At 50.3% G+C, this 23,547-nt stretch carries 12 protein-coding genes; 11 read left to right on the top strand and 1 reads right to left on the bottom strand.

The window, feature by feature from the left end; translation table 11 throughout:
• Positions 1-43 precede the first annotated feature (43 nt).
• The 6 genes from BM123_RS22740 (at position 44) to BM123_RS22715 (ending at position 6,521) form a co-directional block, all read left to right on the top strand.
• Positions 44-523 (top strand): hypothetical protein, encoded by a 480-nt coding sequence (locus BM123_RS22740; RefSeq protein ID WP_090173283.1) that lies wholly within the window; start codon positions 44-46, stop codon positions 521-523.
• 199 nt (positions 524-722) lie between these two features.
• Positions 723-1,406, top strand: coding sequence for a tRNA (guanosine(37)-N1)-methyltransferase TrmD (trmD, locus tag BM123_RS22735; RefSeq protein WP_090173281.1), 684 nt, complete (start codon positions 723-725; stop codon positions 1,404-1,406).
• Positions 1,407-1,454: 48 nt separating this feature from the next.
• Positions 1,455-2,537 (top strand): mannose-1-phosphate guanylyltransferase, encoded by a 1,083-nt coding sequence (locus BM123_RS22730; RefSeq protein ID WP_245748663.1) that lies wholly within the window; start codon positions 1,455-1,457, stop codon positions 2,535-2,537.
• Between the two features lie 161 nt (positions 2,538-2,698).
• Positions 2,699-4,090: a sodium:proton antiporter NhaD gene (gene nhaD, locus BM123_RS22725; RefSeq protein ID WP_090173277.1), complete on the top strand. Its 1,392-nt coding sequence runs from the start codon at positions 2,699-2,701 to the stop codon at positions 4,088-4,090.
• Positions 4,090-4,461 (top strand): hypothetical protein, encoded by a 372-nt coding sequence (locus tag BM123_RS22720; protein ID WP_090173275.1) that lies wholly within the window; start codon positions 4,090-4,092, stop codon positions 4,459-4,461. Before nhaD ends, BM123_RS22720 begins: the two co-directional genes overlap by 1 nt.
• Before the next feature lie 242 nt (positions 4,462-4,703).
• Positions 4,704-6,521, top strand: coding sequence for a sulfatase-like hydrolase/transferase (locus BM123_RS22715; protein WP_090173273.1), 1,818 nt, complete (start codon positions 4,704-4,706; stop codon positions 6,519-6,521).
• 5 nt (positions 6,522-6,526) lie between these two features.
• Here the strand turns inward: BM123_RS22715 and BM123_RS22710 are convergent, their stop codons facing one another.
• Positions 6,527-7,759 carry an S-adenosylmethionine:tRNA ribosyltransferase-isomerase gene (locus BM123_RS22710; protein ID WP_090173271.1) on the bottom strand — a complete coding sequence of 411 codons (1,233 nt, stop codon included), beginning with the start codon at positions 7,757-7,759 and terminating at the stop codon, positions 6,527-6,529.
• Positions 7,760-7,948: 189 nt separating this feature from the next.
• On the opposite strand from BM123_RS22710, the gene sppA reads away from it, so the two are divergent.
• The 5 genes from sppA to BM123_RS22685 all read left to right on the top strand — a co-directional run.
• Complete coding sequence (sppA, locus tag BM123_RS22705) at positions 7,949-9,736, top strand: signal peptide peptidase SppA (RefSeq protein WP_090173268.1); 1,788 nt, start codon at positions 7,949-7,951, stop codon at positions 9,734-9,736.
• A gap of 231 nt (positions 9,737-9,967) precedes the next feature.
• Positions 9,968-10,399: a DUF4293 domain-containing protein gene (locus BM123_RS22700; protein ID WP_090173266.1), complete on the top strand. Its 432-nt coding sequence runs from the start codon at positions 9,968-9,970 to the stop codon at positions 10,397-10,399.
• A 79-nt stretch (positions 10,400-10,478) separates the two neighbouring features.
• Positions 10,479-10,940, top strand: a complete 462-nt coding sequence (gene mscL / locus BM123_RS22695) for a large-conductance mechanosensitive channel protein MscL (RefSeq protein ID WP_245748661.1) — start codon at positions 10,479-10,481, stop codon at positions 10,938-10,940.
• A gap of 226 nt (positions 10,941-11,166) precedes the next feature.
• The gene (locus tag BM123_RS22690; protein WP_090173262.1) at positions 11,167-12,999 is read left to right on the top strand and encodes an ABC transporter ATP-binding protein; all 1,833 of its coding nucleotides are present in this window, start codon (positions 11,167-11,169) and stop codon (positions 12,997-12,999) included.
• Positions 13,000-13,483: 484 nt separating this feature from the next.
• Positions 13,484-23,547 (top strand): SdrD B-like domain-containing protein (locus BM123_RS22685; protein WP_090173259.1); only part of this gene is annotated, 10,064 nt, incomplete at its 3' end.

Here is a 23,547-nt window from a genome sequence, read left to right as displayed (position 1 = left end):
TGCCTACTTTTGCCGTAGCTTCGCCCCGCAAAAGAAAACTATCATGGCTACTTCTACCCGGATTACTAAGGTGAGCTACGAACTCATCTGGTGGGTTTTTACTTTCGTTCTGGCCGCACTGGTCATCGCCCCGATCTATACGCAGGTTCCGGAATTCCCTTTCTTCCTGCCCAATTTCATCTACGTCGTGGTGGCCATTACCCTGACGCGATATATGTTCTTCCTTAAAATCAGCTGGTTGAGGGATCACCTGCTGGTCCAGGGAGCCCTGAGCATCGCTCTGATCCCCCTGATCTTTTGGATGGTGCAGGCTTTCAATGGCTTCATTATCCACTTTGATGAGCAAGGGCCGGACGTACTGGTGAAGCACCTCCCCGAAGACATCGCCGAAATAATGGACACCTACATGCACGGAGAGTACCGTTTCTTTGGGGTCTGGGCCGTTGTGGCTGCTCTGATTACGCCATTCCGGATGTTGTATAATGTATGGATGCGGTATCGGGCGGGAGTGAGGACTTTGTAGTCTATTCGGCTACTGCATTGTAGAGGGGCTTTCAGGAATAGCAACGCTAGATCAAACATTATTACTTTTGCGAAGGCTTTGGGCGCTTCCGCAGGTGCAGAGATTTGATAATTGCATTGTTTAAATCCCCCTCATCTCGTCGCCTGTAAAATGAGGTAGCCCAAAAGACCAACGAACTAAAAGACCAACGAACCAACCTGTGCATTTCGACATTATCACCGTTCTCCCCGATTTACTAGCCTCTCCGCTCTCTCACTCCATTATGCAGCGAGCGAAGGATAAGGGCTTGCTGACCGTTGAGGTCCACGATCTGCGGGAATTCGGGCTTGGTAAGCACCGTAACGTAGACGATTATCAGTTTGGTGGCGGTGCCGGAATGGTCATGCGCTGTGAGCCGCTCGCTGATATGATTGATAAGCTCAGTAAAGAGCGGACGTACGACGAGATCATTTATCTCACCCCGGACGGAGAGCGCTACACCCAGGGGCGGGCCAATCAGCTTAGCCTGGGGGAAAACCTGTTGCTCATCTGTGGGCACTACAAAGGGATTGATCAGCGGCTCCGCGACGAATATGTAACGCTTGAAATCAGTATCGGAGATTACGTCCTCTCCGGTGGAGAATTAGCCGCTGCCGTTTTGGTAGATTCTATCGGCCGCCTTTTGCCGGGTGTGCTAAACGATGAAACCTCCGCACTAACGGACAGTTTTCAGGACAACCTCCTGGCACCTCCTGTCTACACCCGACCAGCGGAATGGCGGGGGCGGGCGGTGCCGCCCATCCTTCTGTCAGGCCATACGGCTGCCATCGAAGAATGGCGGGAAGAACAAGCAGAACAACGAACCCGTGATCGCCGGCCAGACCTGTTCGGCGAGGAAGATTAACTTTGCGCTCCTTTTAACCACTTACTCTACCTTTTTTAAACTCTCTCGATGTCTAATCATACGTATATCGCCATTATGGCAGGGGGCGTAGGCTCCCGTTTCTGGCCCGCCAGCCGGGAAGCCCGGCCAAAACAGTTCTTGGACATTACCGGCGATGGTCGCAGTCTGCTGCGCATTACTTTTGAGCGATTCCTTCGGGTAACTACGGCTGACAAAATATTCATCGTTACCAACGGTAAGTACCAGCAGCAAGTGATGGAGCATATTCCGGAACTGGAGGATAACCAGATTCTTTGTGAGCCAAGCCGTAACAATACGGCCCCCTGCGTAGCCTACACCGCCTTTAAGCTGCACCAGCTTGACCCGGAGGCAAACATCGTCATCGCCCCAAGTGATGCGCTGATTGTGAACGAGAGCCTCTTTGCGGATAATATCAATAAAGCACTGACTTATACCGCAGAAAACGATGCCTTGCTAACACTGGGGATTGCGCCAGACCGCCCGCACACGGGATATGGCTACATCCAGTTTTTGGGAGAAGAATCGGATAACGGGGTGTACCCCGTCAAGCGTTTTACGGAGAAGCCGGACATGGAAACGGCGAAAAGCTTCATTACCAGTGGAGACTATCTCTGGAATGCGGGCATCTTCATCTGGCGGGCCAAAACAATTCTTGAAGCTTACGAGCAGTTCGCTCCGGAGATCTACGCTTTGCTGTCGCAGGGCATGTCCTGCTACAATACCCCCGAAGAACAAGCATTCATCAACGAGTTTTACCCCCAAACGCCAAAGATTTCCGTTGACTACGCCATCATGGAAAATGCGCGCAATATCCATACCATCCCGGCACAGTTTGGCTGGTCAGATTTAGGGGCATGGGGCGCTCTGTATAACGAAAGCCCAAAGGACAGTAGCGGCAATGTCATTGCGGGTGAGCGGGTAATCACTGAAGACGTTCATAACTCCCTCATCCGTGCTCCAAAAGACAAACTCATTGTTGTGGGAGGGGTTGATGATCTCCTCATTATTGACGAGGGGGATGTCCTGGTTGTTTACCCCAGAAGCCGGGAACAAGAGGTGAAGGCACTACGGAAGAGGGCCTCAGATAGCTATGGCGAAGAGTACGTGTAAACGTTTTTTGCCGATAAACTTCCGAATGACGCTACGTTTAACTAGCTTCACGCCGAACAAATACTCCATTTAGGTTTTTCAGCCTTGAGGAGTAGAAGTGCTCCGAGAGGTGTCTTTGCTTCAGGCTATTTAATAACTACGATTCTCATACTACATTCATTATGCTCTCAGCTGTTATCGCCTGTTTTATTATTGGTTACGTTGTTATCGTTTTTGAGCACCCGCTGCGGTTAGACAAAACGGTGCCAGCACTTCTAATGGGCGCCATTTGCTGGGCCCTGCTTAGCCTTGGATTCAATTCCGGAGTACTGGATGTGGTTGATGGCCATGAACACCTCTTTAGCCTGGCTGACCACGCAGGAGATCACGCCATGAGCCATGAAGAAGCAGAAGAAGGCTTTATGGCCGCTTTGCTCCATCACCTGGGGAAAACAGCGGAAATCCTCATTTTCCTGATTGGAGCCATGACGATCGTCGAAATCGTTGATCTTCACCGGGGATTTGACATCCTCAAAGGATGGGTACGCACCCGAAATAAGAAAAGACTTCTCTGGATTGTAGGTATTCTGGGCTTTATCCTCTCGGCCATCATTGACAACCTGACGGCTACCATCGTTTTGGTGACCTTGCTGAGAAAACTGGTGCCAGACCGGGACCAACGGATCTGGTACATTGCTATGATCGTGATTGCCGCAAACGCTGGCGGAGCCTGGTCTCCGATTGGTGACGTAACCACAACGATGCTCTGGATTGGTAAGCGGGTGAGTACTGCCGGCCTGATGGAGTACCTGATTCTGCCCTCAATAGTATGTTTCGCAGTACCTTTCTTTGTAGCCAGTTTCCTGAAACCCTTCCAGGGCGAGCTTATGGGAGTTCCTGTAGTGTCCAAAGAAGAACTTAAGGCGGAGCGTCTGCTCTCCAGCAAAACGATGTTGTTTCTGGGCCTGGGTATGATCGTGTTTGTCCCTATCTTCAAAACCATTACTCACCTTCCTCCTTACATCGGGATGATGCTTAGCCTGGGCGTCGTGTGGTTGGTCTCTGAATACATCCACCCGGAAGAGGACTTTACCGAGGAGCGTAAGGAAGCCTATTCGGCCCACAAAGCACTCAGTCGGATTGAAATGTCTTCTATCCTTTTCTTCCTCGGGATTCTCATGGCAGTTGCAGCCCTGGAAACCGTGGCCGTAGGGGAAGTTGGTGCACTTCGTGCAGTAGCGGAAGCGCTGCAAAGTGTCATTCCTGATCAGAATATTGTTGTCTTTATTCTTGGGTTCCTATCGGCCATTATTGATAACGTACCACTGGTGGCTGCTTCAATGGGTATGTATGATATGGCAAAATATGCCATTGATGACACCCTTTGGCACTTTATCGCCTACTCTGCCGGTACGGGAGGTTCCATGCTCATCATCGGTTCCGCCGCAGGTGTAGCTGCCATGGGAATGGAGCGCATTGACTTCATCTGGTACTTCAAGAAAATCAGCTGGCTGGCCTTCATTGGCTTTGCTGCCGGTGCAGCAGTATTTATGGCTATTGAAACGCTGTTTTAATGGCGGCTCCCCGCTTTCTTACACTGTTGGTGATTCTTCTTTGCCTGGCTGCCTGCGGCCGGGAGGACGAGCTTCTGCTGGGTGACTGGCAGGCAGTGAGCGTTACTGAAAACGGTGACAGCCTCCGGCTCAACCCCGCAGAGATCGGCTTTACTTTCCGGCCGGACAATCGGTATACCTTTCGCTCAACCCTCCGCTATCAGGAGGCAGGGACCTGGCGATATGATCACGGTTATCTGTTTGCCCGGGACACCACCCAGCCGGAAAACCCCGAACGGGTCGTTGCCATCGATAAGATGACGCCCGATAGCCTGATGCTTCGCATGAAGGCCGATACTGCAGAACGCTACGTTCTCCTGTTGCGACAGTAGTATCATTAGCATCCAGGTACGGTCAGTGATGTTGGCGTTTTACCATCGGGAGCAGGCAAGGCATAGGCGCAGACGCAGGTGCAATATTTACTTGTCGGGAGCAATGTGCAATTAACGGGTTTTGCATAAAACCCTGAATAACCACTGTAACGAAATAAGACTGTTAGGTTTTGAACAGAATGAGGTAGGCTTACACCTTCCCCCGTACGGAAAGCTGATGGCCGTTCAGCTACTTTTACGGTATGATTGCCAAGACTACTTCAGGGGTGCTTTTATTAGCCGCCTTACTGTTCAGTACTGCTGTTTTCGCCCAGCAAAAGCCAAATGTTTTATGGGTGCTTACTGATGATCAGCGCTATGACGCCGTTCGTGCTTTTAATCAGATTCTCCATGGCCGGGATAGCAGCGAGCTGGGCTATGTCGAATCTCCCCGGGTGGATGAGCTGGTGGCTAAAGGCACTACTTTTATTAATACTTACTGCCAGGCAACAGGTTGTGCACCTTCCCGTGCCTCCATGATGTACGGACGGTATCCCTTCCGGTCTGGTGTGTATGAGTTTGAATACCATAATAATAATGCCGAGCACTGCAAACCCTCTCTGCCAGAGCAGATGGCTGAATTAGGTTATCAGACAATGCACGTGGGCAAACTCGGCTTCCGGATCAAAACAATAAAGGATGGCCGGGCAGTAGCGCATCCGGTTTTTCAGACGGATATTGGTTTCAAAAAACTGGGAAAAGACGGGCTTACGGACTGGGGGAAAGATTGGTTCTATGAAATGGACGGCAAGAAACTGGCCGCACCGATAAAAAACCTGGAGTATATCGTCTCCCCTGAAGGGGAATTCAGCTATCTATCGGATGAACTCGAGCAGCATAAAGGGGCAGCGGAGAAAGCCACAGAAGACTACGACCTTCTCCGGCACTATAATGAAGGCCAGGCAAAATCAGCCAGTAAGGGGATGATCATTTCTGGCGTAAGCTCTCAACCCGCCGGTAAAACCCGTGATGGCTACTACACCCATTTTTTATCGGAGTACTTAAAACAGGAGAATACTGAATTCTCCGCTGGCAGCCGAAGCTTTAAGGGGGTTGACCCCACTCAACCTGTATTTGCGCACATTGGCTTTGATTTTCCTCATACGCCCGTGTTACCACCGGCGAACTACCGGGCGCGTTTTCAGCAACACACCTATCAGGTGCCGGCCTTTGATGCAAAGGAACTTGAAGGCATGCCCCAGCAATTACAGAAACAAATAAAGGCGAAATCCAGTGATCATTTTTCCGATGAGGAAAAACAGAAGATGATTCAGGACTACTATGCCTTTTGTGCCTACGGAGACCAACTGGTCGGGCAGGCAACCGATGATTTTATCGCTTACAGCGAAAAACACCAACAGCCCTGGATGATTGTGTACGTCTGCGGTGATCATGGCTGGAAACTCAATGATCATGGTGCCGTCTCAAAGTTCACTACCTGGGAAGTCGATAGCCATAATCCGATTGTTATTGTTTCCTCCGATAAGCATGCCTTTCCTGCCGGGAAAGTAGTCACGGATTACACTGAGTTCGTTGATATTGCCCCAACCATCCTTAGTGCTGCGGGAGCTGACATTGAAGCGGAAGCTTTTAGTTACCTGGATGGACTGGATATGGCGAAGGTGGCCGCTGAAGAAATACCGGCCCGGGATTACGTGGTGGGGGAAAGCCACGCTGTAATCGGGCCCCGGGCTTACTTACGGACGAAAGAGTACGTGTTTTCTATGCAAACACGGCCCGATAAAATACGTGGTAAAGATCTGGACTGGGCGCTTAAGGCATCCTATGAAGACCTGGATGCAGCCCTGTATAATACCGTTGAAGACCCCAAAGAAAAAAACAACCTCGCCTATCATAAGAGCTACCGGAAGATTGCCGAAAAGATGAGGGCAAAACTGACGGACATTGTATTAGGAGACGGCAGGGTAGAAGTGGAGTGGGGCAGCAAAGCTGACGGAACCAAGGTCTTTTACAGCAACTTTGCCCCCGGAGCACATGATCATCGGCTAAAGCTGAAATGATAATTCTACCGTTTCCAAAGCAAACTGGAATCTCCGTAGCTTAGAAAGCGAAAGTCATTTTCCAGCGCATAGTCGTAGATCCGCTTCCAGTCATCACCGACAAAAGCGGCGACGAGCAATAGTAAGGTCGAGTTGGGCTGGTGGAAATTAGTAATCAGTCCATCCGCAATCCGGATATCGCTGGCGGGGGAAAGCAGGATACTGGTGTAACCATTGAGTTCGTGATTTCCGCTAAGGACCATGAGATCACGAAGGCACTCCAGCCGGGCCAGGGCTGTTTTTTCCGGGAAGTCAGCTTCTTCTGCAGCCCATTGCCCGATGTGGGTGTTGAAGCCATCAGGCTGATCTGCTCCGTTAGCGACGTAAAACAAACTCTCTACGCAGCGCAAGCTGGTCGTCCCTACACAAACGATGGGCTTACCGGCTGCCAGTTGCTGACAGATGCGATCCACCAGCGGGAGGTTGATCTCGAAGTATTCCCGGTGCATCTCGTGCCCGCCCAGGGTGGGGGAGGAGACGGGCTTGAAGGTGCCTGCTCCTACGTGGAGGGTTACCTCCTCCCAGTCGATGCCTCGTTTTTGCAGGGCGGCCAGGGTTTCGGGGGTGAAGTGCAGGCCGGCCGTTGGGGCGGCGACGGAGCCTTCTGTTTTGGCGAAGACCGTCTGGTAGCGGTCCTGATCGGCGGCTTCCGTCTGGCGACCCAGGTAGGGGGGCAGCGGGATGCTGCCCGCCGCAGCGAGTACCTCGCCGAAGGTTAGTTCCCCTTCCGGAGTCCAGCTAAAGTATACATCGAAAGAGTTCCCCCGCTGTTTGCCCCGCTCGGCGGTGAGGGTGATCTGTTGGCCGTTAACTTCCACCTCCAGGTCGGCAACTCCACTCTTCCAGCGGCGGTTGCCGCCGATGAGGCACTTCCATTGCACCTGCGTTTGCGCCCCCAATGACATGGCGTACTCCACTGGCTGCAGGGGATCAAGGCAAAATATTTCCACCGGCCGCTTTCCTTCCCCAATCGGGAAGTGTAAGCGCGCGTGGATGACCCGCGTCCGGTTGCCAATCAGCAAGGTGCCCGCTGGCAGACGTTCCGGCAGGTCACGAAAAATTCCCTCCGTGATTTTTCCGTCCCGATAGACCAACTGCCTGGCCTCCTCCCGCCGGGCAACGGGATGGCGGGCAATACGCTCATCGGGTAAGTCGTAAGTGAAGTCAGCGATGGACAAGTCGCGTGCGGAGCGGGGCATACAGAAGCACATTATTACGTGAGCGGCAAAGATAATCGCTCCACAGTCCTTCTTTCGGCTATAAAAACACGACGTTCATCGAAAAGGGCCTAACATCTCGGGTGGGCACACGTTATTTGTGTCGTATTAGGTCTGATGGGTAAAAGCTGATCAGGCTCCGAAATCTCAAGACTGGTAATTCAAGAATAGATGTCTAACTTTTTTAAAATCCTGCTGGGCTCCTGCCTGGGTACTGCCATCGCACTGATCGCAATGTTCTTCATTGGCTTTTCGGCTATTGTTGGCCTGGCCAGCTCCGGAGAGCAGAAGCCAAAGGTGGAGGCCAACTCTATTCTTACCCTTGATCTGGCCTCGGTGCCGGAATTGACGGGCAATGCGCCACTTGACGGAGGTTTTGGCTTCGATTTTGATACCGACGAAGTAGTGGGGCTGCACGACGTGGTTCGTTCCATCGAAAAAGCAAAGACGGACGACAACATCAAAGGCATCTACCTGAGCAGCATGACCAACGGGGTGGCCTATACTAGCTTACGGACGGTGCGTCAGGCGCTGGAAGACTTCCGGGAGTCAGGAAAGTTTGTGGTTAGCTATGCTCCGCTCTACGAACAGCGGGCCTACTATCTCGCCAGTGCTGCCGATGAAGTGTACATGGGGCCACTGGGAGCAGTTGACTTCAGAGGCCTGGGAGCTGAGATTCCTTTTTACAAGAACATGCTCGACAAGGTTGGCATCAAGTTTGAAATTTTCTACGCCGGAGATTTCAAGAGTGCAACGGAGCCTTACCGCCGGACAGAAATCAGCGATAATAACCGGGTTCAAACCCGCCAGTACCTCGAAGGGCTGATGAAGTATATGTTGCAGGACATTGGGGCCAGCCGTAACATTGATCCCGCACAATTGAGAACCTACGCCGATGAAATCACCGGCTGGAAAGACCAGGCAGCAGTAGAGGCCGGCCTGATTGACGGCATTAAGCGCCGGACCGAAGTAGATGCCCGACTGCACGAATTAGTCGGCTTTGACATGGACCAGAAGCTGAAGACCATTGACCTGCAGGATTACTTCGAGGCCCGCATGAAGAAACTCAAAGGCGGCGGCAGCAGCGAAGTAGCAGTACTCATTGCCGAAGGTTCCATCGTTGACGGTAAGGGAGACCTCGGTGCTATCGGTGACAAGAAATACGTCGATGAAATTGAACGACTAACGGAAGACGACGACGTGAAAGCCGTCGTACTCCGCGTAAACAGTGGCGGTGGCAGTGCCAGTAGTTCCGAAAACATCTGGTATGCGGCGGAGCAACTCAAGGCCGCCGGCAAACCATTCGTGGTGAGCATGGGCGATTATGCTGCCAGTGGCGGCTACTACGTGGCCGCAGGTGCTGACTCGATCTTCGCCGAACCCACCACCATTACCGGCTCCATCGGGGTCTTCATGATGTTCCCCATCGTGAAGGAATTGATGAACGATAAAATCGGGATCAACTTCGATACGGTTAATACTGCCCGCAACTCCAATGCCTTCAGTACCTTCCGGGGGCTGGGCGACGAAGAGCGCACGGTACTGAAGGCCCGGACGGAAATGATCTATAATACTTTCTTGCAGCGGGTGGCTGATGGAAGAGATATTCCACTAGGTACGGTAAAGGAAATTGCCGGCGGCAGAGTCTACACCGGAGAACGGGCCATTGAAATCGGTCTCGTGGATCGTCTGGGCGGGCTGGACGAAGCCATCCGCAGTGCCGCTAATCTGGCCTCGCTGGAATCGGACGACTACAGCGTGGGGCACTATCCCAGGATCAAGCCGCCGCTGGAGCAGCTGATCGAAGACCTGCTCGGAGAGGATGCCGCCAAGGGCTTTGGCAACGCCGCTCTCAAAGACCAGCTCGGCGAAGAGAACTACGAGTACTTCCAACTCATTCGGGAGACCACCCGCGCCCAGGGCGCCCAGGCCCGGATGACGGAGATGGTGAAATTCTAAGCTATACCTTATATATACAGCTTCAAATGAGTGCCCGTTCTCCTCCCGGTGAACGGGCATTCGTTTTTGTTGGCGGGCTCGTTCTGACCCGCCGCCCCCCGAGCAGAGCCCGATCCTGTGGAGGACAAAGTCGAGAGGCTATTTTTAGGCTGTTTGTACAATTTGATATACACACATAGCGGGCAAGTTGTCTTACTACCTCTATCTTCGCCCTCGATTAAAAGTCCAATCATGATCCAAAGAATTCAATCCATCTTTCTCTTTCTGGCCTCCGGTTCCTGTTTCGGCCTCTTCGGCGCAGACATGGCGGACACCCCTCAGCCCGTTGCTGATAGTGCACTGTTCCAGGATGCGAGCTTCGATCTGTTTGACGATCCTGTCCTGATGGGGGCCTTTGCCCTGGCGGGGGTACTCTTCCTGGCGAACATCTTTCTTTTTAAGAACCGGAAGCTGCAGATGAAGATTAATATTGCCGGAGCAGTAGCGCTCGGCGTAGGGGTGGGTTATGGCCTCGTCCGACTCTTCACGGATAGTGCCGCAAGCATGGCTTTACCCGATTTTGGAGTGGCTTTTCCGGTGTTGGCCATGGTGTTTGCTATTCTGGCCAGTCACTACATTAAGAGTGATGAGAAATTAGTCCGAAGTGCTGATCGCCTCAGATAGTTGTTTTAACGCCCGTTTTTTGCCGATAAGTCCTATCTTTAAGTCCATCTTGACATAGTTATAGGTAGGTACTCTATATTTGAGCCGCTTACTACTCACCCGCATCACTCGCTTAGTGGTGCACAACTTACTGCAGATGTTACAGGAATTTAAGGAGTTTATCATGAAGGGCAACGTGCTCGAACTGGCCGTGGCGGTTATCATCGCCGGAGCTTTCGGTGCCATTGTTGCTTCTTTCACAAACGATGTTTTGATGCCGCCCATCGGGCAGGCGATGGGAGGCGTTGACTTCAACGAACTGAAGTACGCCCTTTCGCCAGACGTTGTTGGCGCTGACGGAACCGTTACTGAAGGAGCTGCTATCCGGTACGGTAAATTCATTCAGACGATCATTGATTTCCTCATTATCGCTTTCGTGGTCTTCATGGTTGTCCGGACCTACAATAAGATGACTGCAGAGCCAGAAGTGGAAGAAGCTCCAGCCGGACCTTCTGAGACTGACCTGCTCGCAGAAATCCGCGACTTGTTGGCTAAGAAGTAATTTCGGGCCAGCTTAAGACGCACGTTAACCTTAAAGACCCGGTTCTCCGCATGGAGGGCCGGGTCTTTGTGTTTACGGCACCCTGCTTCAGTAGCTTTCACCGCACCTGCGGCCGCGCCCGGTAGGCTACTAAAAGATTTTTGGCGCAGCCGCAGGTGCAAGGGGAAGCTGGCCGGATGACTTTTGCCTAAGAACAGTTTATACTCCCGGGCGTTACAGTTTGTCTATGGCAAAAAGTAGAGCTAAAAGAGCAAAGGAAGAGAAGAAGGGCTGGCGGGATCAATTGGCTGCACTCAAGAACGTGCCGCTTTTTTTACAATTGATCTGGCGGACGAGCCCGCAACTGACGCTGACCAACGTTGTCTTGCGGATCCTCCAGGCGGCCTTGCCTACGGCAATCCTTTACGTGGGAAAGCTCATTATTGACGAGGTGCTGTTACTGCTCGAAGGCTCCGGAGATACAACCTTCCTGTGGCAGATGGTCGCTTTAGAATTCGGGCTGGCTCTGGCCTCGGATTTGCTTTCGAGGGGCATTTCATTGGTCGACGGCTTACTAACGGACCTGATCTCCAATACTACCAGCGTAGAAATAATGCGGCATGCCGCAACACTGGATCTCTATCAATTTGAAGATGCAGATTTTTATGATAAGCTCGAAAGAGCCCGGCAGTCCACTAGTCGCCGGTCAATCCTGCTCTCCCAACTGCTGGCTCAGTTTCAGAGCCTGATTACCCTGCTGGTGCTCGGCGTCAGTGTGATCGCTTTCAACCCCTGGCTTATTCTATTGTTGGTGCTGGCCGTCCTGCCCAGCTTCATTCAGGAGAATTACTTCAACCAGCAAAAGTATAGCCTCACCCGCAGCTGGACTCCGGAACGCAGAGAACTGGACTACCTGCGATTCATCGGTGCGAGTGACGTTACGGCTAAAGAGGTGAAGATTTTCGGGTTGGCAAATTTCATTACCGATCGCTTTGAGGAGCTCTCCATGAAGTACTATTACCTTAACCGGAACCTTAGCATTCGTCGGGCAGGGTGGGGGGCTTTCTTCGGCGGCATCAGCTCCCTGACCTATTACGGTGCTTACGTACTCATCATTCTGCAAACGATCAACGGGCAGATTTCTGTAGGTACACTGACCTTCCTCGCGGGGGCGTTCCGGAGGATGCAGCAGGGGCTACAGACCATTCTGTCAAGAGTAGCCACCATCGGGGAAAATGCACTTTACCTGCAAGACCTTTTCGACTTTCTGAAAATCAGACCAGGAATTGCGGATCGTTCTGATGCGATACCTTTTCCTGCCAAAATTAAAAAGGGATGGGTCTTTGAAAACGTTAGCTTCCGCTATCCCGGGGCGGAAAAATTTGCCATTGAGGATCTCAGCTTTGAGTTGCCCGCAGGCACTAAGCTCGCCCTCGTGGGGGAAAACGGAGCGGGAAAAACGACTCTGGTGAAACTCCTGGCGCGATTATATGAACCAACCTCCGGACGAATTCTCCTGGATGGCCGAGACTTAAAAGAATACCGATTAGCGGAATTGAGAGACAATGTCGGGGTAATATTTCAGGACTTCTTTCGCTACCAGTTAACGGCCAGGGAGAACATTGCCGTTGGCCGGATTGAAGAGTTGGAAGAGGCTGCCCGAATCGAAGAGAGCGCCGTCAAGTCACTGGCCGCTGAAGTGATTGACGGCCTGCCCGAAAAGTATGATCAGTTACTGGGGCGCCGCTTTGCCGGAGCCATGGATTTGAGTGGCGGGCAGTGGCAAAAAATAGCCCTCGCCCGCGCCTACATGAGAGACGCTCAACTACTCATTTTGGATGAGCCAACCTCGGCCTTAGATGCCCGAGCTGAGTATGAAGTTTTTCAGCGATTTACGGAACTGATTTCGGGTAAGTCTGCCGTCTTGATCAGCCACCGCTTCTCTACAGTACGGATGGCAGATGTTATTCTGTTCCTGGAATTTGGAAAGCGACTCGAGATGGGGTCTCACGAGGAATTGATAGAATTAGGTGGGCGATACGCAGAACTTTTCAATCTTCAGGCAAGAGGCTATCAATAAAGGTGGAAAAAAAATATGTGTTTTGTTTAGGGAACGGTAGTTGTTAGCCATTGAGTGGTGTTTGTTTAGGTTGTAAGCTAAGTTCATGCCCATTAATGGATGCTTTGACAACTTTTTTTGACAACTTTTCCCCTTCTTGGTGACGCAGGCGCTTTCCCGACGTCCTAGTTACGGCAGCGCAAACGGGCTTATTTTGAAGTCCCTATTGATTTTTCAACGGAAAAAGCGTTTGTGTTGTCAAGATGATATGGTACCTTTGTTTAGCAAAGACTTCGGTCAATGCAAATGCTTAAAAGACCATATTCCAGGTTTCTACCTCGGTGGAGACTGTATTTTTTTAGTTTTTGAACAACACATTTTTTTATGCAAAAGCCTGATTAACAGGCGGATGCAATAGTTTTCGCTTCCCCGGAGACTACTCTATACGCAACAGATGAACAACATAGGTCTTTACCAGAACAACACAACTTTCAATCTATTTACAATGAAGCATCTTGTACTTCAGCGGCAGGCCTATGGCCTGCTTTTGGTGTTTGTAGTAACGCTACTTTCTACCTTTTCTCTATCTGCGCAGGAAAATATTTCTGAAGAATTACTGGAGCAAGTGCAGGCTCAGGAGGTAAAGCTTACTGTATTTGAATATACTGTAATGCCGGAGAGTGCTCCGGGCCTCAGAGATGGCTATATTTCCTTTGAATCTAATGGTTCAAGGGGTTCATTTATAGAGTTTTCGGCTACCGTTAACGGGCGTTCAGTGTCTGAACGATTAGCTATTGATAGCGAGGGATATGCTAAATTAAGAACCCCCGATAATGCTATATATGAGAATGTGAAAATTTCAGTTCCGGGAGGAGCAACGCTCCGGGAGGGAGATGTTGAGGTGTTCCCGAATGCGCTGATGTTTTCAAAAGATAATCTTCCGGTAACAGGTGAGGATAATGATCTTAATTATTCTGGTACGCCTTATGAGGATGCTGAAGAGCTGAAGTCTTCAGGATGTTCTAATAATAAATTGAGTAACCGGGGTTTTGAATCTGGTTCGACTGGATGGTGGACCAACAGCGGAGCTTACGTTGTTACTTATGGCACGGCGGGAGAATATATTTACAATGGCTCCAGAGCTATGAAACTTGATGTTCCTGGCTCTTATGCTTCTCAAACATTCAGCATCGGGTCTCACCGGGAATTTTGTTTTTCAGCTTATGCGAAAAATCACTCTTCTGCCGGTACTTACTATGCGGGTGTAAAGTTCAGAAGAGCAGATGGCTCTCAGATCAGCGAGACAACGCAACACGTTGCTCGTAACTCTGGATATAACCTTTACCAGTTCGACGGCTTCACACCGGCGGGAACTTCTTCGGTTGAAGTTTTCTTCTACCGCGATAGTCATACGAACGATAACGGCTGGGTTGATCTGGTTTGTTTTCAGGACAAAGGAACCGTTATCAACGGAGGTACTCCTCCCGCCAGCTTCATCGCTGATTGTGGTGATGGCAAAACGGTTGATTCTTACGCCAGTGACGTAGACTGTAGTGCCAGCCCGCAGGCCATTACCAATATTCCTTCCAGTGGCAATGTCTATCAGGTAGTCGTTGAGGTGGTATATAAAGGTGCTAACCCGGGCCAGGATACTTACGTTACGGCCAGCAACGGTCAAAACTACCTGGTCTCTAAGGCCAACGTGCAAAACGTTGGTAACAGCAGCTTCCACATCTACCGTGGTCTTATTCCAACGAGTGTCAGCTCGGTAACCCACACGGCGGCAACCGGACAGTGTACGAATAACAGCCGCAATAACTCCGGCTTCCAATCTTTAGCATCTTTTGCTTTTCGGAACGTTACGGTAGAGAAGGCTGGTTCGGGCATCTTCACGGCACTTACGGGCTACAATAGCATTGCGGAACTGGATATTCCAATTCCTACTTCCGATCTCACCAGAGATGTGACCCTCAAAATTCCTTTCTCCGAGATCACCCTCGATGGTCGTTACGTAACAATAAATGCTAAAGTTAATGGTGTGCAACTCGCTACTAATACCTGGACGTTCGGCCCCGCCGGAGGTCCTTGTTGTATTGATATCCTGGAGCTTCCGGTACCTAATGTACCCGGTGGTGCTAGTGTCATTACGGTCGAGGTAGATACCCGAAATGTTTCAAATGGCGGTCTTCAGCCAGTGAACGGCCAATCTTACACACTTGCCGGTTTAGCTTATGCTGACGTTGAATGTCCTAAAGACAACGGTGATTGTATTCTGGCTATCCGCGCAGATGGTAGCTGTGGTCATGAGCAGATTCAACTTCGGTTAAACGGTGTTACCGTGGCTACTTACATCCTGAGTACTTCTTACCAGACCTTTACGTATAATGACTTTACCTCAGGTGACGATGTCGAGATTCATTTCGTGAACGATGGTAACAATGGCTGTGACCGGAACGTAAAAATTGACTACATCAAAGCAGGTGACGATATTTATCAGACATCTACTACTGCGACAGCAACGAACACTCCTTGTAACTCTGTAAGTAATGAAGGTCTTTACTGTAACGGTAAATTCGATTACGGTAAGATCTACTGTTGTTCTTTAACCAGTCCTGGATCAATTACTACCGGTCACTTTGTAACTTGTGTTGACGAGGGAGAAACAGCAGACCCACCTACTTTTGTCGCTACTGCCGCTACCTGCAGCAGTGGAACTCCGCAATACCAGTGGCAGATTAAGCCGGAAGCTGGTGGCAGCTGGACGAACATTGCCGGTGCAACCAGTCAGAACTACAATCCAGGGGCCTTCGGAGTTGGCTCTCGCTGGTTCCGTCGTCGTGCCAAGTGTGATTGTGAAACATCTTTCACGCAGCAGACCAACGTTCGCGATGTACATATTCGCCCTAACCCAGTGGTGAACATCACCTCTACTAACGAGTCTTGTGATGGAACGGAGCAAGGTAGCATTACCTTTAATTACCAGCCGGAAGCAACGGGTACTTACAATGTACTCCGCCTGAGCATCAACGGTGGCACCTCCTTTACGGATGTTACTGTAAACGCTGCTGGTTCCTATACTTTTAGTAACCTATCAACGGGTACTTACATTCCAAGAGCTCACTGGGAAGGTACTAACTGTGATAAGGACTTTGATGATATTGTTATCAGTCAAACTGAGGCACCTGCGGTAATTGCTTATTGTGGCGATGTTCAAAATTCTAAGGTATTTCAAAATAGCAGCGCTAGTTGTAATAACCAAATCGCCAGAGTTTTCTTCGCTAGTGGCCTCATCAACGGAGCAACTGCTGGCAACTTCTGGAGTGTAGAAGGAGGATCCTCCTTCGAGGAGTTCAATGATGGTGCCGCCCGTCTTCAAATGACGGTTCGTAACACGGACAATGCCAACCTCCGTATGGAGTTGGACATCGTGCTTAATGGCAGAACACAAACCGCAGCTGCGGGTAGCCCGAAGTTCGGTGTTTGTGTCAGTAGCGATAACGCTGACTGGTACTACTACACCGAGTTCACGGGGTCTGCAACTGGTCTGAGTGACCTCGCGGGTATGAAGCTTTCGCTTATGCCAATGGGAACCAACCTTCAGGTAGGAACCGGTGCACACCTGTTGAATCCGGCGGACTATGGTCTTTCTTCCTGGTTGAGCTACGAAATCTTGAGCCAACCAACGGGCTCAGTATCCGTAACGGCTGGTGTTCAAATGGATATCAACGCTAAGTTGAATAGCAATACGCCTCCTAAATTTGGTGATGATGATGACTGTGGCCCGATTTGCCCTTATGAGCAAATTCAAATCTCCGCTCAGGGAGCAGGTGGACTTGCCCCCTACACCTACAGCTGGAACAAAGGCTTAGGAAACGGTCAGGTTAAAAATCCAGGTCCTTTAGTAACTACCACATACCGGGTTACGATCACGGATGCGAATGGTTGTACTTCTACCGATGACGTTCGGGTGCTTGTAAAGCCTTACTACGATGATGGTGGTGAGATCGCTGCTGACCAAATGGGATGCTCGCCTTACGATGCTAACGTGCTTACTTCGGTGAGTCTGCCAAGTAGTTCAAATGGTGCTACCGGAGCCGTTGAATACCTGTGGTTGAAGTCCACGGGCGATTGTACTCCTCCCGAAATAGGAAATATGGGGGATTGGGTTGAAATCCCGAACTCCAACAGTACTACACTCGATCCCGGCACCCTCACGGAAACCACTTGTTTCATCCGTTGTGCAAGACCCGTTGGAGACGGTTGTACTTACTACCTGGGTGAGTCTAATGTTATTACCATTACGGTGAGCGACCCGCCGACAACTAATGTTACCGGAGAAGATAATATCTGTGTCGGTAGTAATTCTACCTTAACAGCTAGTGTTTCGGGAGGAACGGCTCCTTTCACCTATGCTTGGAGCAATGGCGCAGGAAGTACTCAATCTGTCACGGTTCAGCCCCAAACGACTACTACTTACAGAGTAACGGTTACGGATGCTAATAACTGTACGGATACTGATCAGTTTACAGTGACGGTGCGCCAGCTTGTTGATCCAGGACTTATTGCAGGTGGCGGCGAAGAGTGTGGCCAAATCGATGATGCTAACACTTTCATTTCAAACACTCAGGTACCAACCGGATCAGGCCTGACTACTCGTTGGAGAATGCGCGTTTTCGACGCTACAACGGGAACCTATGGCCCTTGGACAATTGTTGCCGGTGCTACGGGCTTAACTTATGATCCCGGTACTATTACCGTCACAACTCAATACCGCCGTCAAACGCAAGGTGATTGTCGGACGGATTTTCAAAACACAAATACGGTTACCTTCACGGTTAACCCTGAACCCGATGTAACTGCTACCAATGACATCATTTGTGCAGGTGAAATGGGTTCAATTACTGCTTCTGCTACGGGTGGTGAAGCTCCTTATACTTACGCATGGTCAAATGGTGGAGGGAATAATGCTTCTGCTTCTTTCACACCTGCTGCTACCACTACTTACACAGTAACGGTTACCGATGCTAACGGCTGTACAGATACCGCTACAGGTACTATTAACGTTAAGCCCCAGCCGGTTGCAGAAATTACGGCAGTACCCACCAGCATTTGCTCAGGAGAAACAGTCACCTTTACGGCTACTCCTTTCAATGCAGGCTCCAAACCAACTTTCTACACTTGGGACTTTGGAGATAATGCTACGCCAGCTACCGCCACCGGTGCTGGTCCCCATGTTGTTACCTACACGCTCCCTGCAGCCCAGAACGGAAACGTAAATGTAACGGCAAGTCTTTCAGTTACTAATAATGGTTGTGAGGACAGTACTACCGAAACGATCACTATTAAGGATAACCCTGAAGTGACCGACGTAACCTTTACCAACCCTACTTGTGGTGAAGACAATGGCACTATTACTATTTCCTATGTTGACAATCCTAATCGTACAGGAATTGCCTTCAGTGTTGATGGAGGAGTAACTTTCCCTTACGGTGCCGCAGATGATGCAGGTTCCTACACAATTTCAGATCTGGATGCTGGTGCTTATGATCTGTTTGTACGCTGGGGAGACGCAAGCTGTCCGGTAGACATTGAAAATGTTAACCTGACTGACCAGAATGGCCCGGTAGTTACTGCTAGTAACGACGCTTCTATCTGTGTTGGAGGTTCCGTAACGCTTTCCGCTTCCGCAACCGGAGGGAATGGTACGGTTACCTATACATGGAATCAGGGCGCTGGCGCAGGTGCACAGGTAGTTGTAAATCCAACGACTACCACGACCTACACCGTAACTGCAACGGATGCTAACAATTGTACTTCTACCGATCAGGTAACGGTAACCGTTGTTCCCGATCCGGAGGTAACGATTACATCCAATGGAACTGACATCTGTGAAGGTGGCGCTATTTCTTTTGACAGTGAAGTTTCTGGTGGCCTGGAGTGCCGCGATGTTCGCTGGCAGATCCGCCCGGTGGGTGGTTCTTATGCAACGGTTGCTAACGCTGATACTTATACCACCGCAACGGATCTCACTCCTGGTGATTACCAAGTCCGTGCTACCTATATCTGTGACGGAGAAGGTTGTAATAATGACAACTCTAATACTATTACGATCACGGTTGTTGAAGACCCTGAAGTAACGCTGGCCATCAACGATAATACCCTTTGTATTGGTGAAACGGCTACCCTTACGGCAACGCCTTCCGGCGGTCTTGATTGTGATGATGTTATCATTCGCTTCCGTGAAGGAACCTCTGGTACATGGACAAATGTCGCCACCGGTAATACCTACGCTATACCAACGGATCTTGCTGCAGGTACCTACCAGTACAACGCTCGCTTGACTTGTAGTGGTACGGATTGTAATGCTGACAACTCTAATACTGTTACGATTACCGTTAAGCCGGATCCGGCTGCAACAGTATCGAACCAAGCTATATGTGTTGGCGAGCCAGCTACACTTACCGCTACTACTACAGTAGGTGATGCTCCGTTCACTTTTGCTTGGAGTAACGGCGGAGGCACCAATGCATCAGCTACATTCTCTCCTACAGCAACCACGGATTACACCGTTACCGTAACGGACGCAAATGGCTGTACAACAACTGCTACAGGCCGGATTACGGTAAGACCACAGCCAGTTGCTGATATTACCGTTGCGCCTACTACTATCTGTACGGAAGAATCCGTAACCTTTACCGCCGCTGCAACAGTAAGCGGTTCTGCTTACACTTGGAACTTCGGTCAATATGCATCACCCGCTACCGCTACCGGAGCCGGACCTCACATAGTGACCTACACACTTCCTGCTTCCCAAAATGGTAACGCTACTGCAACGGCATCACTTACGGTAACTCGTGAAGGATGTGAAGACAGTGATACACAGGTCATCACTATTCAAGATGATCCGGAAGTAACGGAAATCGACTTTACGAATCCAACTTGTGGAGAAGATAATGGTACAATTACTATTTCTTTCGTTGACAATCCTGACTATACAAGTATCGCTTTCAGTATTGACGGAGGTGCTACTTATCCCTTCAGCTCTGGTGATAATATTGGTTCGTACACAATTTCTGATCTGAGTGCCGGATCTTACGACGTATTCGTTCGTTGGGGCGCTGCTGACTGTCCGATCGACGCAGGTAATGTAAATCTTGTTGATCAAAACGGACCTTCCGTTACGGCTAGCGATGACGCCTCTATCTGTATTGGAGGTTCAGTAACGCTTTCTGCTGTAGCAACGGGAGGAAATGGTACGGTTACCTATACATGGAATCAGGGCGCTGGCGCAGGTGCAGAGGTGGTTGTAAGCCCATCTACCACTACGACTTACACCGTAACTGTAACTGATGCTAATGAGTGTTCTTCAACAGACCAAGTGACGGTAACCGTTGTTGATGACCCTGAAATCTTCATTTCATCCAACGGAGATAACGTCTGTGAAGGCGGTACCATCTCGTTCACCAGTGAGGTGAGTGGTGGTCTTGATTGCCAAGACGTTCGCTGGTTTATCCGTGCCGGTACTTCCGGTACTTTTGGCTCTTTCGTTAGCCAAGGAGATGGTTACACTACTGCTGCAGATCTCGTTCCGGGTACATATCAGATTCGGGCTCGCTATATCTGTAGTGGTGAAGGATGTGACGATCTTAACTCAAACGTTGTTACTATCAATGTTGTAGAGGATCCTGAAGTAACGCTCGAAATTGCTGATAACACACTTTGTATCGGTGAAACTGCTCTGCTTACGGCCACTCCAACGGGAGGCCTGGAATGTACAGACGTGATTATTCGCTTCCGGGAAGGTACTTCTGGTCCTTGGACTAACGTCGCCACCGGTAATAGCTACAACGTACCAACGAATCTTGCTCCTGGCTCTTACCAGTACAATGCTCGCTTGACTTGTAACGGCACGGATTGTAATGCGGACAACTCCAACACTGTAACCATTACCGTAAAGCCCGAACCTACGGGAACCATTGAGGATGATGTGATCTGTAACAGCGAAGAAGGTTCCCTTACGGTTGTTCCTGCTGTAGGAGATGCACCTTTCACCTTTGCTTGGAGTAATGGCGGCGGAAATGCTGCAACTGCTGTGTTCTCTCCAACGACTACCACTGAATACACCGTTACTATTACGGATGCTAATGGTTGTGTCGGAACAGCAACAGGCTCTATTTTGGTCAATCAACCTGTAAATTCTTCGATTAGTGCACCAGCAGCTGGTTGTGCTAATGAAGATATTTCTTTCGCGGTAGAATCACTTACTCAGGGAGCTACCTATGCGTGGGCATTTGATGGTCCTGCTACACCTGCGACCGCAACGGGAGCCAACGTTCAGGTATCTTACTCTGGACAAGGAACCTTCTCTGTTATTCTCACGGTAACTACCGCTGAAGGATGTACATCCACAACGCCGACTTCCATAGAAATTCGTGAGCCAATCACCGCCGATGCCGGTGAGGATATGACAATTTGCCAAGGTGGTACGATTGTCCTTGATGGTACAAACTCTATCGGAAACAGTTTCGCATGGACGGTTATTTCTGGAGACCCTACTGCCATTAAAGGAAGTAATAATTCAGAAACAATTGACGTTCAGCCACTTTTCAATACAGTTTTCCGCCTTACAGTTCGTGATGCTACGGGACTCTGTAGTGCTTCTAGTGACATTAGTGTAGACATTGATGTCGATCAAAACCCAACAGCTGGTGCTGAAGTAGCTGAAGAACTGTATTGCGCAGGGTCTACTTTCGTACTGGATGGTTCCTCCAGTGAGCCCCCCGTAACGGATCCAACGGCTACACTTAACTACATCTGGTACCGTGGTGAGCCCACAGATGAGAACTTCATCGGATTGGGAGAAACCCTCGAACAAACAGCAACGACTACTCAAGTGTATACACTCCTTGTTTCTGCAGACGCTGAAATGACTACCTGTACTGATACTACAACCGTATTGGTCAATGTTGTTGAGTGTGCTGAACTTGGTGATTTTGTATTTGTGGACCAAGATGGTGATGGCCAGCAGGGTAACCCCGCTGACGAGCCAGGCGTAGATGGTGTTACGGTCAATTTGAAAGATGAAGACGGCAATGTTATTGCAACTACTACTACGATGAATGGCGGTCTGTACGAATTTACGGACCTCTTCCCTGGTACTTACAGTGTACAGTTTGACCTTGCCTCTTCTGGCTTCGATGCGTTCACTGACCCTAATAGCGGCAACGACGCCACGGACAGTGATGCTGACCCTGGCATGAATGGCATGACACAGCAAGTAACGCTTGGCCCTGGTGATTCTAATAAGACACTTGATGCAGGTGTGGTAAATACGGCTTCTCTGGGAGACTTTGTCTTCCTTGACGACGACGCCGACGGTCAGCAGGATGCTGACGAAGAAGGTATCAACGGTGTAACCGTTAACCTGCTTGACGAAGACGGTAACGTTCTTGAGTCTACGATAACGGCCGACAATCCTGACACGGGCGAGCCCGGCTACTACGAGTTCGATGAGCTCACGCCTGGTACACCATACGTTGTTGAGTTCATCGCTCCTGATGGAACAACATTCAGCCCCGTTGACGCCGGAGACGATACTACTGACAGTGATGCTAACCGCACGACTGGCCAATCTGGCACAATTGTACTGGAGTCTGGCGAGAACAATCCCACGATTGACGCCGGTATCTACGAGACCGCTTCTCTTGGCGACTACGTATGGTTAGATAAGAATGCTGACGGTCAGCAGGACGCTGACGAAGAAGGTATCAACGGTGTGACCGTTAACCTGCTGGTTGACGGCGCAGTAGTAGCTACTACGACTACCGTAACGAACGGTGGCGAAGACGGCTTCTACGAGTTCACTGACCTTACGCCAGGTGTTGAGTACGTAGTTGAGTTTGTTGCTCCCGACGGCTTCCTTGCCAGCCCACAGGACGAAGGTGACGACGCTACGGACAGCGACGCTGACCGTACCACTGGCCTGAGCCAGACGGTTGTCCTTGGTTCTAATGAAAACAACCCCACGATTGACGCTGGTTTCTATGAGACCGCTTCTTTGGGTGACTTTGTCTTCCTTGACAATGACGCTGACGGTCAGCAGGATGCTGACGAAGAAGGTGTCAACGGTGTCACCGTTAACCTGCTCGACGAAGACGGTAACGTTCTTGAGTCTACGGTAACGGTCGACAATCCTGACACAGGAGCGCCTGGCTACTACGAGTTCGATGAGCTTACACCTGGTACACCATATATTGTTGAGTTTGTTGCCCCTGATGGCAATGAGTTCAGCCCAGAGGACGAAGGTGACGACGCTACCGACAGTGATGCCAACATCACGACTGGTCAGTCTGACGCAGTTGTACTGGAGTCTGGCGAGAACAATCCTACGATTGACGCTGGTATCTATGAAGAAGCCAGCCTTGGCGACTACGTATGGCTCGATAAGAATGCTGACGGTCAGCAAGACGCTGACGAAGAAGGTATCAACGATGTCACTGTTAACCTGCTGGTTGACGGCGCAGTAGTAGCTACTACGACTACCGTAACGAACGGTGGCGAAGACGGCTT

This window comes from Neolewinella agarilytica (genome assembly GCF_900110645.1).
Taxonomy (GTDB): domain Bacteria; phylum Bacteroidota; class Bacteroidia; order Chitinophagales; family Saprospiraceae; genus Neolewinella; species Neolewinella agarilytica.
This window is presented reverse-complemented; position numbering and strand designations above follow the sequence as displayed.

What these genes read in the sequence shown, in the direction of transcription:
- BM123_RS22730 (WP_245748663.1), top strand. Translation starts at nt 1,455, where the DNA reads ATGTCTAATCATACGTATATCGCCATTATGGCAGGGGGCGTAGGCTCC.
- nhaD (WP_090173277.1), top strand. Translation starts at nt 2,699, where the DNA reads ATGCTCTCAGCTGTTATCGCCTGTTTTATTATTGGTTACGTTGTTATC.
- BM123_RS22720 (WP_090173275.1), top strand. Translation starts at nt 4,090, where the DNA reads ATGGCGGCTCCCCGCTTTCTTACACTGTTGGTGATTCTTCTTTGCCTG.
- BM123_RS22710 (WP_090173271.1), bottom strand. Translation starts at nt 7,759, where the DNA reads ATGCCCCGCTCCGCACGCGACTTGTCCATCGCTGACTTCACTTACGAC.
- BM123_RS22700 (WP_090173266.1), top strand. Translation starts at nt 9,968, where the DNA reads ATGATCCAAAGAATTCAATCCATCTTTCTCTTTCTGGCCTCCGGTTCC.
- BM123_RS22690 (WP_090173262.1), top strand. Translation starts at nt 11,167, where the DNA reads ATGGCAAAAAGTAGAGCTAAAAGAGCAAAGGAAGAGAAGAAGGGCTGG.
- BM123_RS22740 (WP_090173283.1), top strand. Translation starts at nt 44, where the DNA reads ATGGCTACTTCTACCCGGATTACTAAGGTGAGCTACGAACTCATCTGG.
- BM123_RS22715 (WP_090173273.1), top strand. Translation starts at nt 4,704, where the DNA reads ATGATTGCCAAGACTACTTCAGGGGTGCTTTTATTAGCCGCCTTACTG.
- sppA (WP_090173268.1), top strand. Translation starts at nt 7,949, where the DNA reads ATGTCTAACTTTTTTAAAATCCTGCTGGGCTCCTGCCTGGGTACTGCC.